12 protein-coding genes are annotated in these 14627 nt (G+C 61.9%); 3 read left to right on the top strand and 9 right to left on the bottom strand.

All coding sequences use genetic code 11. From position 1 onward, the window contains the following. Nucleotides 1-127: 127 nt before the first annotated feature. The 9 genes from PSV33_RS03515 to PSV33_RS03475 form a co-directional block, all read right to left on the bottom strand. Nucleotides 128-2221 carry a c-type cytochrome gene (locus PSV33_RS03515; RefSeq protein WP_096670285.1) on the bottom strand — a complete coding sequence of 698 codons (2094 nt, stop codon included), beginning with the start codon at nucleotides 2219-2221 and terminating at the stop codon, nucleotides 128-130. Next, the gene (locus tag PSV33_RS03510; RefSeq protein ID WP_096670299.1) at nucleotides 2222-2590 is read right to left on the bottom strand and encodes a copper resistance CopC family protein; all 369 of its coding nucleotides are present in this window, start codon (nucleotides 2588-2590) and stop codon (nucleotides 2222-2224) included. It lies immediately after the preceding gene. Between the two features lie 14 nt (nucleotides 2591-2604). After that, on the bottom strand, nucleotides 2605-3060 hold the full coding sequence (locus tag PSV33_RS03505; protein ID WP_096670283.1) for a DUF2147 domain-containing protein: 456 nt from the start codon (nucleotides 3058-3060) through the stop codon (nucleotides 2605-2607). A gap of 116 nt (nucleotides 3061-3176) precedes the next feature. Beyond that, the gene (locus PSV33_RS03500; RefSeq protein ID WP_096670281.1) at nucleotides 3177-3650 is read right to left on the bottom strand and encodes a hypothetical protein; all 474 of its coding nucleotides are present in this window, start codon (nucleotides 3648-3650) and stop codon (nucleotides 3177-3179) included. Nucleotides 3651-3796: 146 nt separating this feature from the next. Beyond that, nucleotides 3797-5962, bottom strand: coding sequence for a PQQ-dependent dehydrogenase, methanol/ethanol family (locus tag PSV33_RS03495; protein WP_300558736.1), 2166 nt, complete (start codon nucleotides 5960-5962; stop codon nucleotides 3797-3799). Between the two features lie 23 nt (nucleotides 5963-5985). Further along, nucleotides 5986-6591 (bottom strand): hypothetical protein, encoded by a 606-nt coding sequence (locus tag PSV33_RS03490; protein ID WP_141396382.1) that lies wholly within the window; start codon nucleotides 6589-6591, stop codon nucleotides 5986-5988. Nucleotides 6592-6596: 5 nt separating this feature from the next. Next, nucleotides 6597-7838 carry a bacterial ammonia monooxygenase, subunit AmoB gene (gene amoB, locus PSV33_RS03485; RefSeq protein WP_096670277.1) on the bottom strand — a complete coding sequence of 414 codons (1242 nt, stop codon included), beginning with the start codon at nucleotides 7836-7838 and terminating at the stop codon, nucleotides 6597-6599. A gap of 10 nt (nucleotides 7839-7848) precedes the next feature. Further along, nucleotides 7849-8601 (bottom strand): methane monooxygenase/ammonia monooxygenase subunit A, encoded by a 753-nt coding sequence (locus PSV33_RS03480; protein ID WP_096670275.1) that lies wholly within the window; start codon nucleotides 8599-8601, stop codon nucleotides 7849-7851. Nucleotides 8602-8687: 86 nt separating this feature from the next. Next, nucleotides 8688-9497 carry a methane monooxygenase/ammonia monooxygenase subunit C gene (locus tag PSV33_RS03475; RefSeq protein WP_176491404.1) on the bottom strand — a complete coding sequence of 270 codons (810 nt, stop codon included), beginning with the start codon at nucleotides 9495-9497 and terminating at the stop codon, nucleotides 8688-8690. A 234-nt stretch (nucleotides 9498-9731) separates the two neighbouring features. Here PSV33_RS03475 and PSV33_RS03470 point away from each other — a divergent pair, with 234 nt between their 5' ends. From PSV33_RS03470 to PSV33_RS03460, 3 genes are all read left to right on the top strand, one after another. Further along, complete coding sequence (locus tag PSV33_RS03470) at nucleotides 9732-11183, top strand: aldehyde dehydrogenase family protein (protein ID WP_255250071.1); 1452 nt, start codon at nucleotides 9732-9734, stop codon at nucleotides 11181-11183. 66 nt (nucleotides 11184-11249) lie between these two features. After that, complete coding sequence (locus PSV33_RS03465; RefSeq protein WP_176491403.1) at nucleotides 11250-12848, top strand: choline dehydrogenase; 1599 nt, start codon at nucleotides 11250-11252, stop codon at nucleotides 12846-12848. Between the two features lie 109 nt (nucleotides 12849-12957). Continuing rightward, entirely contained in the window at nucleotides 12958-14598 is a 1641-nt protein-coding gene (locus PSV33_RS03460; protein WP_096670269.1) for a 3-(methylthio)propionyl-CoA ligase, read from the top strand. Nucleotides 14599-14627 lie beyond the last annotated feature (29 nt).

Below are 14627 nucleotides of genomic sequence, written 5' to 3'. Positions count from 1 at the left end.
AAACCGTTCTTGACTTAACTGGAAGTCCCTGTAGAGGGGATGGGCTCATTTAGCCATCTACACCAAGTCGCTGGTCAAAGCGGTCTGATCGGTGCAGGGCCGAGACCGCCCGGCAGAGCACTCCCGCTCAATGCACATGATCATCGGGCGGCGGCAGGATGCGCGGCTCGCGGTGGATGCGTTCGATTTGGTCGAGCAGAAACTGCGTGTCGCGCCAACCTTCACCGGCGCCCTCCTCGTCCTGCGGCAGCCAGCGCGCTCGCACATAGCCGAACCGGTCGAGCAGGAATTCCATGTGAGACGGAGCTTCCCCCAGGATGGTCTTGCCGGGGTCGCTCAAGGTGCGCCGCAACAGCAGGTAGGCGGTCGCCGCCTCCTGCGCCCCATCGGTGACAACGGGGAACGGCTGCGATTGCAAGGGCGGGGTGCCTGGCAACGCAATGGCGATCACCTCGGCGCCGCTGGATTTCAGGCGCGGATAGACACGCGCCAGTTCGGCCAGGCGTTGCGCCGAGAAGGGCTGCGAGTAGAAGACCAGCAGCACGGACTTGCGCTCCCTGTACGCCTTGAGCGCCGCGGCCAGTCCCGACCGGGTCACAAAATCGAAATCGGGCGGACCGAGCCAGGGCCGCCCGGGCACCACCTGCGGTGTCAGGATGCGGGCCTGAAAACCGGCGGAGAAGGCGCGCAGGAAGTTCACCATGTCCCAGCGTTCCTCCTCGGTCATTTCCTGCGCAAAGCCGGGCATGGCGGTGTTCGGCTTGCCGTGGGTGAGCCACCAAAAGAGATCGCCCGCCGTGTGCAACGCGGTATGCGGCTCGGTGAGGTCGGCGGGCCTGGTGGGCAAGCGGGTGGCCAGCGGACCGTCCCCCTTGCCACCCGGACCGTGACAGGACACGCAGTGCTGGGAATACAGCGCCGCCCCGCGCGTGACCGACACCGCGTTGTAACTGACATCCGTGCGCCGATAGGTGTCGGGATAGGCGTCCACCGAGAGCGCGTATAGAACGATGACCAGCCCCGAGAGGGTCATCAGCACGGCAGCACCCAAACGGATCCGGCGCCCGCCCTGCGCCGCGTCGGCGCGGGGCCCTGACACAAGGGCATGCACCAGCCAAGCCAGTCCGCCCATAGCCAGCAACGACGCACCCACGACCGTGTTCACCCCCCCCGGTTTGTCCCAGGTGGCCGCGAGCGACAGACGAAACGGCAGCGGCCACACCATCTGCGCATGGGCCGCGGGCAGCGTACCTGTCAGACCGGCTGCGAAGAGCAGGATCAGCAGCACAACGCCCAGTTCCACCCGGACCAGACCGGCCGCGCCTTGCCACGCAAGACCCTGCTCAAATGCCACCTTGCCCATACGCGGCATCCAGACCCAGCGAACCCGCGCTGCAACAAGCAGCACCGGCACCAGCAGAACCATTTTGGCCAACACCTGCAGACCGAACGATGTACTGAGCAGCGGGGCCAGGCTGCGTTCGAGCACCGTCATCAGACCGCCGAAGATGTCGTCTGTCCGTGCGGGCCAGCGGATCGGCGCGCCGAACTGCAGGTACGCGATGAGGGTGCCGGATGCAGCGATGAGAGCAACGCAAACCGTCGCAAGCACAGAGAAGCGGCGCAACACGCCGAGGAACATCTGCCGGAACGGCGGATCCCGGCCTCTTGCCGCCAGGTGAAGTCCGTAGGCCAGCGCCGGCAACCCTCCGGCCCAAGCGCCCGCCGCCAGCAAATGCACCGCATGGCCGGCACCTGCGAGCCAAAGCGGTTCTGTGGCAGCGCCGTGCCCGGTAAATACCGAGGCCGCGTTGATTCCCAGCGCCAGGGTGAGCAGCGCCACACAGACGACGCGCTCGCCGAACCGCGCGCTCAGAGGCCCTCGGCTCAGCAACAACAGCAGCAGAACCAGCGCTGCCGCCTGCCGCACCTGCCAGACCGCGCCGTAGCGCGTTCGCTCCAGCAGCCTGACCCATTCGGACCACTCAAAGGCCGCCTCGCCGCGGCCGCTGACCGAAGCCGCCTGCAACATCAACAGACCTGCCGCCGTGGCCAGCAGCAGTGCCACCAGCCATGGCGCGGCGGCAAAGACCGCGCCACGCCAGCGCGCGGCATCCGGGCTTCGGCCAGGACCCGCGAGCAGCAGCAGGGCAAAGCTGCCCAACAGCACCAGGCCGCTGGTCAATTGCAGCCAGCGCAGCGCCGTGCCGAGGAATTCCATTTACTTCCCGGCGCCCTCGGCCTTCACGGTGAAGGTATAACCGTAATCGACCGTATGGCCATCGACCGAGAGCACCCGGTATTTCACGGTATAGGTACCCGGGCTGAGCATGGGCAATTCCAGCGCCAGCAGTTTGGGGTCGTCCTTGTCAACCCGGGCCTTCTGGGTCGTGACCGGGCCGGCACCTTCCCTGATCACGCTGATCGTCGCGTACTCGGGCTCCAGCCGCTCGTTGAACCACAGCCTGACCTGCGGCGGCGGTTTGGACAGCGTCGCCCGCCGTGCCGGTTCGGACTTGACCAGCGCGGCATGCGCCAGCGCCGTGCCAGTGGCGGCCATGGCCAGCAGCGCGACGAGCCACGAAACCATCTTGCGCCGGGCGTTCACTCGGCGCGCACCCAGGTTTGCGAGCGCCCTATCATCGGCACGCCGATGAAACCTCGAACCTCGAGTTTCTTGCCCCCGTCGGCGGGCCGCAGACGCAGCCGGTAGGTCGACCCATTCTCCGGATCGAGCACCTCGCCGCCGTCCCACAGCGCAGCGTCAGCGGTATTGTGTTTGATGCCGCGAATAATCGTCATCCCGACCACCGGCTTGTCCTTGCGGTCGTCGGTGCATTTCGTGCAGACGGTCGCCGCCTTGGGATCGAGGAGTTTCTCGATCACGCCACTGAGCACGCCAGCCGATTCGCTGATGCGAATCAAGGTTTTCACCGTCTTGCCGTCGTCGTCAATCGTCTTCCAGAGCCCGACGGGCGTGTCCTGCGCAAAAGCAGGACCGGCTGCCCAGGCAAAGGAGGCGATGGCGAGTACGTGTTTCAATGTCTTTCCGATTGTCATGAGACTTTCCTTCGTTGTGGGTAGGCGAGCAACGACTTCATGGGCCGATGATGCTATTACTTCAATAGCTGCTTGCACTTCTATTCATTGGCATCAAGGACGACTTGACTGTACGTTCAAGGTTTGACCTTACCCTGATTCGAAACGACCACCACACTCACCTTCTGTACCGAAAATTCGATGGTCTTGTGGGATGCATCGGACCAGTACACGCTAATGACGCGCGGCCCAGGGGCTGCGGGCAGGTCAAAGGCGTAGCGGTAACGATTCTTGCCCACGCGGACCAAGTCCGCCATCATCGGCATCAGAGACGTACCGTCGATACCGACATGCAGATGAACGCCAATGGACTTGGCGCTCATCGTCATGTTCGCCAGCTCCGCATCGGTCTCGAACTCGACCTCAATGTTGGGCCCGACCTGCGCCCCGGCAAGCGGCGACACGATGCGCAGCGGCGGCAGTACCTTCATGTCCTTCGCCGCGCCGCTCTTGGATGCGGCGTGCGCGTGCTCGGTCGCCAAGGCGACGGGTCCCGCCAGCGCACCCATCAGGACCGCGATACAGACAGCGGAAACTTTTTTCGATTGCATGGTTTTTTCCTCATATCCGTAAGCCATAGAATCTGGCCGACCGGGCGCGAAGCCCTGCAAGAACCGTCGGCCCGTCGCCGGCTGCACGGCAGGCAGCCGCGCACAACTCCCCGGCGCACTCCTTCGCGCCATCGGTCATATATCGGTCATTTCTTGGGACGTATCGCGTCTGCCGTTCCCTGGATGAAGGCCTTGATCTTCTCCACATCGTCCACGCTCAGCTTGCCCGTGAAGTCAGGCATGCCCCGGCTCATGGCGGGACCTTTGAAGATGAACTTGTCGAGGTTTTCGATGAAGGCCGCGTTCATGTAACCGAGGTTGGGGATGTTGCCGCCACGGTCCACGCCGGGAACACCATGGCAGAGAACGCAATTGCTGACATACAGCAAGGTGCCGGCCTCGTAGTGAGCCGGGTCGTATTTCACCCCTGCCACCAGTTCGCCCATCCGGTAAGCGACGAAGTCCGGCATGGGCGCTTTGCCGCCAACGGCAAAGGTGTAGACCGTGCCCGGACCTTGCCGCTCGGTGGCCCGCTTATCCTGACCGTAACTGCCGCCCCATCCCACGGCAATCGACACGTACTGCTTGCCATCCACCAGATAGGTGATAGGCGCAGCCACCACGCCGGTCCCCGTGGGCGACTCCCAGAGTTTCTCGCCATTTTGGGCGTTGTAGGCGATGAAACGCCCGTCCGCCGTGCCCTGAAACACGAGGTTACCGGCCGTGGTCAGCGTGCCACCATTCCACGGTGAGACCTGTTCCTGGCGCCATGCTTCTTTTTGCTGTACCGGATCCCAGGCAATCAGTCGGCCAAACGGCTTGCTTTTTGGTGGGACTGCATTGATGTAATTGCCGGTATTCCAACCGGTACCGGAGCCTGGCTGACCTGGCTTGTTGGAGTTGAAGCTCCAGTTCTTGTCATCCATCATGTTGACGGGTATGTTTTGCGCAGGCAAGTAGACCAGCCCGGTCCGTGGATTGAACGACATGGAGTGCCAGTTGTGCGCGCCGTAGGGGCCTGGAATGGCATCGTACGGTCGATCCGTGGGACGCGCATCGGCAGTCTCGATGGGGCGACCCGTCGCGTCGTAGCCGCTGGCCCAGTTCACGTCGACGAAGTTCTTCGCCGAGATGAACTTGCCGTTGGTGCGGTCGATCACGAAGAAGAAACCGTTCTTCGGCGCATGCAGGATCACCTTGCGTGGCTTGCCCGCTATCTTCAGGTCGGCCAGGATCATCGGCTGGGTCGAGGTGTAGTCCCAGTTGTCGCCGGGTGTTTCCTGGTAGTGCCAGACGTACTTGCCGGTGTCGGGGTTGAGCGCGACGATGGACCCCAGGTACAGGTTATCGCCGCCCGCGGGGCTGCGCTTGGCTGCCGCCCAGGGTGAACCGTTGCCGACGCCCACGTACATCAGGTTCAGTTTGGGATCGAAGGTCAGCGTGTCCCAGGCGGTGCCACCACCGCCGGCTTCCCAGTACTTGCCCGCGGGGTCCCAGGTCTTGGCGGCCTTGGCCATGGACTCGTCCTCGAACGGTTTGCTCGGGTCGCCGGGTACCGTGAACCAGCGCCATTTCTGGTCGCCGGTGGCGGCATCATAGGCCGTGATGTAGCCGCGCACGCCGTACTCGGCGCCGCCGTTGCCGATGATCACCTTGCCCTTGAACACGCGTGGCGCCCCGGTGATCGTGTAGCTGAACTTGCGGTCGATGATGGTGTCTTTTTCCCAGACCTTGTTGCCGGTGGCCGCATCGAGCGCGATCAGCCGGCCGTCGTAGGAGGCGACGAAGACCTTGCCCTGATACAGCGCCACGCCGCGGTTGACCACGTCACAGCAGCCCTTGTAAGCGGCCTCGCGCGGCACCTTGGGATCGAAGGTCCAGATCTTCTTGCCGCTGCGCACGTCAATGGCATGGACGATGCTCCAGGAGGCGCTGACATACATGACGCCGTCCACCACCAGCGGCGTGGCCTCGACGCCGCGCGTCGACTCGAGGTTGTAGGACCAGACCAAGCCGAGATCCTTGACGTTGGCGGTATGGATCTGCTGGAGCTTGCTGAAGCGGGTCTCGGCATAGTCCAGGCCGTGGCTGGGCCAGTCGTTCGTTCGCGCCTCATTGGCACGGATGAAGGCGCCGTCGACTTTCCTGGTCACGGCCGCAATGTGCGCCTTCGAGCCCTTGGCCTCCTCGGCCATGACGGGCGGCGCGGCCATCACCAGCAGCGAAACCACCGCCAATGTCAGGGCCATTGCAGGTCGGTTGGCGGTTTTTTCTTGACGCGCGTTACCCGCCATGTTCATCCAAATTTTCATCTTGTCTCCTTTTTTCATGCTGTCTACTTTTGAGGTACGTCGGTGATCGGGGGTTTTCGCCGCTGTCTGGTAAGCCGGTACAAGAGCCAGGCCATGCCGATAAAGAACAAGGGCAATGGCAGGTATTTCCAATAGTTGCGCACGCCGACGCGGAACGGAAAGACCGAGGTCTCCGTCTTCCCGCTGGCCGGGTCGGTCGCGCTGAGCAGGCCGATGTACCAGCCGGGCTCGCTGAACTTGTGGTCCAGGGTGACCGTGCCGCGCGGATAAACCTTGGCCGGCAGCGCCACCATCGTCCGCTGCGCGATTTGGTCCGTGTCACCAAGATCCTCGTAGCGCGCCTTGGCACCCAGCCCGTCCGCGTCACGCAGGATGCGGAACTCGACCACGCGTTCGCGCAGCGCGGGCTGGATGAAGTCAATCACGATCACTGCCCGTCCGACTTCGGGGATGTCCTCGCAGAACTCCTGACTGGCACGGTGCTCGGGCTGGTAGCCGGCGAAATGGGCCCGGTCGCTGCCGATGCGCAGGATGCACTTGTCGTCTTCAATGCCGACCCCGCCATGGGCCCATGCCGATACCGCAGCCACGGCCAGCAGCGCGGAACTCAACGTTCGGATCAGTCGCATCTCCATTACCCCCCGAACAAAGGGATCATCGGTCCGCTGATCTCTACTGGATAGCGACGGCCCTGCGCATCGAAGAAGAACAGCATGCCGGCCACCACCGCATCCGGGGAGGAGATCATCGTCGTCATGCGCTGCGTCTCCCACATCGCATCGTCCGCATAGACCACGATCTTCTTCGTTTCTCCTGGATTGATCGAGCCGCCCTCCACGCGCAACGCGTCTGTCGCGACCAGATCGTCCTGGTCTTTTGGTGTGACCTTCAGCACCGCGGAATTGATAAAGCGCAGGCCGCCTGAGGCAAACTCACCAACGCTCACGGGACTCTTCCCGCTGTTGGTTACCGTGAGCTCGATACGGAAGCTCCGGCCCGGGATGCGGTAGCGTGCATCATCCATCGTGACCAACACCGGCGAAGGCGCCATCTTCAGGGGCGGCGTCTTGATCTTGCCGGTCTGTAGCGGCGTCGTGACCGGCCAGCGCTCGGTGGCATAGAAAAACCCGCCAGCGATAAGCATCAGCGTAGCCACCAGGATAACCAGTGCCGCCTGACGGTCGCGCGTGGTGATCATGTCGTCGGCGTTCTCACCCAGCGCGCTGGCACGCCGGAACCTCGGCAAGATCAAAGGCACCTTGGTCAGCCAATAGCCAAACCAGACCAAACCAAGCACAACCCACACCGCTGACCAGGAAGCCGCATTGGCAAAGCCGTGCGTTTCCAAATCAAGGGTTTGGCCGAACAAGGTTTTGATGCTGTTGTCAAATGCCGCCGGGTCGCCCCCGACCTCGACCCAGATGCCGGGCCCAATCATCGGCCCGGCATCCTGGACGTTGATGATGGGATGCAGGTGATAGCGGCCGGGTGTGCGGGCCTTCAGCGTGATCTCGAAGTTGTACTGCTCACCGCGCTTATACGAACTACTGCGTATGGTGGGCACACCGTTGACGCGGCTGTCCAGGCGCACAAAAGAAGGCCCGGGTACGCCCACATTGAGATAGGCGGTGTCCTCGATGGACGCGACATGCTCCGGCCAGGACAGGGAAGGAACAAAAGTTCCCTTGACGACCAGAATCTGGTTGACATCGAGCTTGCGCGTCGACAAATCCACGTCAAACCAATGCACGGTGCGCATGCGCAAAGCGGGTTGCTGAGCCTTTTCACCATGGGCATACGTCGGCGTTGCCGAAAACGTGACCAGGACGACGATCAGGCCTTGAATGACTGCGAACAATTTTGCAATGAAATTCATGACCTCTTCCTTAAACAACTTTTCGCAGCCACACGGCCTTGACACCGAGTGAGCCAACCCAGGCCCAGAACCAGAGGCTCAATATGGTCAGGAAGCCAGCAAAAACCGCCGTCAGCGGTGTGACTGCATCGCCGAATGTCCTCAAAGTACTCTGCTCGATGATGCGCACATATTCGGGCATGGCAGTGCGGATGTACTCAAAACCCATCACGTCCGCCACCGTCATCAGCGTGCCGTGCATTTCGACCGGCACCATGAACGGAGCCAGCAGTGGCCAGTTCATTGGGTACAGAAGCAGCCCCGAAAGAAAGCCAGCAAAAATCCCCGTGAAAAACCAGCTGCGCGTAAGCAGCAAGGTGCAATCGATCAGTAGACCCACGCCAATGAAAGTCGACGGCAGCACCATGTTCATCGGAAAACCCGCGAACTCATGAAAGTTCAAGTACCGGCTCAACCAGCCCGTCAGCGTCAACCCGATAATGCTCAGCGTCGCACCCAGAGGTATGCGCAGCAAATGCCAAAAGGCATATCCAAATACGCCGGGCAGAATAACCAGCACCAAGGGCGTGACCAGCGGCCAATAACGGCGGTCCCGCCAATCGATCCAGTAATCCCAGTCCCCCACCAGCAAGGCAAACTGGAAGGCGAATACGGACCCCAGAAGCACCACAAAGAGCGGAATGACCACCCAGTCAACCTGGGCATCAACGCGGGCCGCTTCCTGCGGGCTAAAGGCGGCCTCAGCCGGAGTCAAAACGGACATTCAAAGTCTCCAGAAATAAATTGGGAGGTCAAGCGCACAGCTTGTCATCGAGACCTAGCCCCGATGCATTTACCCGGAAAGGCGTATCAGTGAGCCGCTTGAAGCTCGGCTTGCGGCGACACCGACTGCTTCGTCAGCTCGGCCACGCGACCCAGTATCTGCAGGAGCAATCCACCAGCCGCAAACGTAGACCAGCCCAGCAACACAAAGCCATAGTGAATCGGCGCGGCGAACAACTCCTCTGCATAGAAGAAAGTGTGACCCCACTCGTTGAATCCCACATTGGGCATGATCATGAAAGCGCCGGCGACGATGATCGCGAACGGCAGCGAAATGCGATTGCCAAAGAGCGGGATGCGCGTGTGAGCGTAGGCGAACGAGATGAAGCCCCAAAACACCAGCAAGGGCACGCAGAAATAAAACAGACCAATGTGGGTGGGGGTGAAATCAGTATCCCGGATCGTCACCTGGTGCCAGGCTGCATCGGCCTCCGTGTAGATCGAACCGGTCACATAAAACATGATGGCGAACAGCAAAATGAGCGCCATCAGCACGAACAGGCGCCGCACCTCCTCTCGTGGCCCGATCCGGGAAAAATCCCGCTCACGGGTACGCCATAGATACACCAGAGCCCCGGTTCCCAGCGCGCCAATCAGCAGCAACTGTCCGTACAGCAGACGCATCCAGTAAACATCGAACTCGTGGCTGAAATAGTCGAGCCCGTATGTGAACGCCGACGCCTCGGAGTAGATGCGATAGCCGGTATAGAGCACCGCGAACGCAAGCAGCGCCAAAAAGAATTTGGCCCACGGAGCACCTATTTTCTCCCGGGAGGATTTTCCCTCGCCGCCGGCTACCCGCATGCCCCCGGCACCTTGAATTGAAACTGTTTTCATTGTCATGTCTCCTGTCGTGTGAATCGTGTGAATTAAGGGTAATCACTTAGCCTCCACCCACTTGCAAGAAAGAGGCTCGGCCAGCTTTGCGCCAACACTCGAAGAATGGTAGATCGAAGCACACGACGTTGCACCTAACTTTCGTTAGGGTGATTTCCATGGCGCATCTCAATAGACTTACTTCGACCTCGAATCGACGTGATACGAGACCAAAATAAAATGCAGGAGACAGAAATGAAGGTGACTTCCAATGCCATGCGGCTTGTCAACCCCGACGAACCGGCGGGACAACCGGAAATAGACCGCATCTTCGCCGCGCAGCGTGAGACGGCCTTACGGCTTCGTCAATCAACCGCCGCGCAGCGGCTCGACAAGATCGACCGCCTGAAGCGGGCCGTCCTGGCGCGCCAGGCCGACATTCAGCGCGCTGGCGCACTGGACTTCGGCAAACCGGCCGCCGAGGTCGACCTGACCGAAATTTTACCCATCGTGGCCGAAGCCAACGATGCGCGTCGCCATCTGCGCCGCTGGATGAAGCCGAACAAGGTTTTCCCGACCCTGCTGATGTTTGGCACGTCAAGCTACGTGCAGTGCGAGCCCAAGGGCCGCTGCCTGATCATCTCGCCGTGGAACTATCCCGTCAACCTGACCTTCGGCCCACTGATCTCGGCCATCGCCGCCGGCAACACGGCCATTCTCAAACCCTCGGAGATGACACCCCACCTGTCGGCGCTGATGGCGGAGATCGTGCGCGAGGTGTTTCCCGAAGACGAGGTGGCCCTGTTCCAGGGCGACGCGTCGGTCTCGCAGGCGCTGCTGGATCTGCCCTTCGATCACATCTTCTTTACCGGCTCGCCGGCGATTGGCCGCGTGGTGATGGCCGCGGCGGCCAAGCACCTGACCAGCGTGACCCTGGAGCTGGGCGGCAAGAGCCCCACCATCGTTGACGCCACGGCGGACCTGAAGGCCGCGGCGGCCAACCTGATGTGGTCCAAATGCACCAACAGCGGCCAGACCTGTATTGCGCCGGATCACGTCTACGTCCACGAATCGGTCAAGGATGTTTTTGTAGAGCACTGCCGCCAAGCCCTGGCCAAAGCCTACGGTGAAGGAGATGCCGTGCGCACCAGCCCTCACCTGGCGCACATCGTCAATGAGCGCCATGCCAAGCGCATCGTCGGACTGCTGGATGACGCACTTGAAAAAGGTGCCAGACTGCTGGCCGGTGGCCAGCACCAGACAGATCGCCAGTTCGTCGCGCCCTCCTTGATCGACAACGTCAGCCCGGATGCAAAGATCATGCAGGAGGAAATTTTCGGCCCGTTGCTGCCCGTCATTGCTTACCGCGATCTCGACGAAGTCATAACCAAGATCAACGACCAGCCCAAGCCGCTCGCGCTGTACATCTGGACGAAGAACCACAAGGTCGCCGACAAGGTGCTGCGCGAGACGAGTTCGGGCGGTGCCTGCGTCAACCACAGCGTCGTGCAGTTCCTGCATGGCCGCCTGCCCTTTGGCGGTGTCAACAACTCCGGCTTGGGCAGCGCACACGGGATCTACGGGTTCAAGGCCTTCAGCCATGAGCGCGCGGTCGTCAAGACCTGGCTGTTGCTGGCCTCCACCTTCTACCCGCCCTACACCCATCTGTCGCGACGGCTGATCAACTGGACGCTGCGTCTGGTCTGATGGCCTCGGTTGCACCGAGCTAGCCTGGTGCATTTCTTTTTTCTCTGAATCGCATAGGGACAAATCTTGAAATTCGATTACATCATCGTGGGCGCCGGTTCGGCCGGCTGTGTCTTGGCCAACCGATTGAGCGCGGATCCGTCGAACCGCGTGTGCCTGCTCGAAGCGGGACGGTCCGACGACTCACCGCTGATCCGCACGCCCATGGGCCTCGTGGGCTTGCTCGCCACCCGCAAGTACAACTGGTATTTCGACACCGAACCACAAGCCGAACTCGAAGGTCGTCGCCTGTACTGGCCACGGGGAAAAACAATCGGGGGTAGCAGCTCGATCAATGCCATGGTCTACATGCGCGGGCAACAGGCTGATTACGACGCATGGGCAGCAGCGGGAAACGCCGGATGGGCCTACAAGGATCTGCTGCCGATCTTTATGGAACATGAGAATAACGAGCGCGGTGTCTCGACCTACCACAGAACAAATGGACCACTGAACGTTGCCGATGTACGCTCGCCCAACCCGTTGTCGAGCCGCTTCATCGACGCCGCCGTGCAATGCGGCATTCCGCGCAACATGGACTTCAACGGCGCGCAACAGGAAGGTGCGGGGCCTCACCAGGTGACCCAGAAGAACGGGGAACGCTGGAGCAGCGCTCGGGCCTTCCTGCACCCTGTCATGGACCGGCCGAACCTGACCGTGCTCACCGGTGCCCATGTCACACGCATCCTCTTCTCGGGCAAACAGGCCGTGGGGGTCGAGATCGAACGCAAAGGCGAACGCCAGCGCATCGAGGCCGAACGTGAAATCGTGCTGAGCGGCGGCGCCATCAATTCACCGCAGCTGCTGCTGCTGTCGGGTGTCGGACCCAGGCAGCAATTGACGGGCCTGGGCATCGACCTGGTCGCCGACCTGCAGGGCGTGGGCCAGAACCTGCAGGACCATCTCGACGTGACGGTGATGATCCGCGACCGCAGCAAGCAGGCGATTGGTGTCGCGCCTGGTTTCCTGCCGAAAGCACTTGCCGGGCTCTGGCAATACTGGCGCAAGCGCGAAGGCTTCCTGTCCAGCAACGTGGCCGAGACAGGGGGTTTCGCCAGGCTCTCGCCACAATCGGCGCTGCCAGAGGTGCAATTTCACTTCCTGCCGACCTACCTGCGAAACCATGGCCGTGACCTGGCCCCCGGCTACGGCGCCACCTTGCACATGTGCCAGTTGCGCCCCCAAAGCCGTGGTTTCATCGGCCTCAAAAGCGCCGATCCGCTGGCCGCACCGATGATTCAGCCCAACTACCTGAGCCATGCCGACGACTGGGACGAGATGCTGCGTGGCCTGAAACTTGCACGACGCATCTTTGAGGCCAAGGCCTTCCACGACATCAATGGCGGCGAAGTGGCGCCGGGTGCCGGCGTGCGCAGCGACAAGGATCTGCGGGCCTACATCCGGCGCAGTGCGGAAACCATTTACCACCCGGTCGGCAGTTGCAAGATGGGCAATGACGACATGGCCGTGGTCGATGCGCAGTTGCGGGTGCACGGGCTTTCGGGCCTGCGTGTCGCCGACGCATCGATCATGCCTACGGTTATCGGCGGCAACACCAATGCCCCTTGCATGGTGATCGGCGAGAAGTGTGCGCGGGCCATCCTGTCAAGCCACAAACTTCAGTAGATTCATTCGCATAAAAGTCACCACCCCGCAGAGGCGCTATGGCACCTCTCATCACGATACCCGGCCAGTGGCCGGATTTAGCCTTAACCAAAAAATCCAAGGAGACTTCATGAACGGTCAAATGATGAGCGCCCCCCTGCTCATTTCCTCACTCATCACCCATGCGGCACGCCATAGCGGCGATGTGCCCATCGTCTCGCGCCGCGTCGAAGGCGACATCCACCGCATCACCTATGCGCAATTGCACGACCGCGCGCGCCAGATGGCCCATGCGCTCGGCAATCTCGGTGTGAAAGCTTCGCAGCGCGTCGCCACGCTGGCCTGGAACGGCTACCGGCACCTGGAACTGTATTTCGCCGCCTCCGGCAGCGGTTCGGTGCTGCACACCCTCAACCCGCGCCTGCACCCGGACCAGTTGCTCTACATCCTCGACCATGCCGAGGATCAGGTGCTGTTCTTTGACCTGACCTTCCTGCCCCTGGTCGAGGCCGTGGCGGGGCGCTGCAAGACGGTACGTCACTTTGTCGCGATGATCGACAAGGACAAGATGCCGGCGAGCAAGTTGTCCAATCTGCTGTGCTACGAAGACCTGATCTCGGCGCACAAGCCCGACTTCGCATGGCCCACTTTCGACGAGAACACCGCCTCGTCGCTGTGCTACACCTCGGGTACCACCGGCAACCCCAAGGGCGTTCTCTACAGCCATCGCTCGACGATGCTGCACACCTATGCCTCGCTCATGCCGGACGCGATCTCCATCTCATCGCGCGACTGCGTGATGCCGGTGGTGCCGATGTTTCACGCCAATGCCTGGGGCCTGCCCTACAGTTGCGCGATGGTCGGCGCCAAGCTGGTGCTGCCGGGGGCCGCGCTGGACGGCAAGTCGCTGCACGAGCTGATTACCACCGAGCAGGTGTCGTTTGCGGCCGGCGTGCCCACGATCTGGCTCGGCATGCTCCAGCACGCCGAGCAGAACGCGCTCAGCCTCGCCCCCTTGAAGCGCACCATCATCGGTGGCTCGGCCGTGCCGCCAAGCATGATGCGAGCCTTTGAAGATAACCATGGCATTGAAGTCATCCACGCCTGGGGCATGACGGAGATGTCGCCCCTGGGCACGGTCAGCCGGCTGAAGCAGAAACACCTGTCCCTGCCACTGGACGAACAGCATGCGCTGCTCGCCAAGCAAGGCAAGGTCGTGTTCGGCGTGGACATGCGCATCGTCGATCCGCAGGGGGCCGACGTCCCCTGGGACGGCAAGACGCCGGGCGATCTGCTGGTGCGTGGCCCTTGGGTAGTCCAGAGCTACTTCGGCCCTGATGGCGCCAAACCCCTGGTGAGCGACACGACCGGCGCGCAGTGGTTCCCCACCGGCGACGTGGCCACGATCGACGCCGACGGCTACATGCAGATCACGGATCGCAGCAAGGACGTGATCAAGTCCGGCGGCGAGTGGATCGGCTCGATCGACCTGGAAAACGTCGCCATGGCGCACCCGGCGGTGGCGATGGCAGCGGCCATCGCCGTGCCGCACCCGAAATGGGATGAACGGCCCTTGCTGGTGGTAGTGCGCAAGCCGGGCGCGGAGGTCACCCGCGAAGCGCTGATTGAACACTACAAAGGCAAGGTCGCCTCCTGGTGGGTGCCTGACGACGTGGTGTTCGTCGAGGCCATCCCCATCGGCGCCACTGGCAAGATGCTGAAGAACCAGTTGCGTGAGCAGTTCAAGGACCACCGGCTGCCGGGGGTCTAAAAGATTTGCGGTAAACATATTCAATGAAT

The sequence above is a fragment of the Polaromonas sp. genome, from assembly GCF_029945895.1.
In the GTDB taxonomy this organism is placed as follows: Bacteria; Pseudomonadota; Gammaproteobacteria; order Burkholderiales; family Burkholderiaceae_C; genus Polaromonas.
This window is presented reverse-complemented; position numbering and strand designations above follow the sequence as displayed.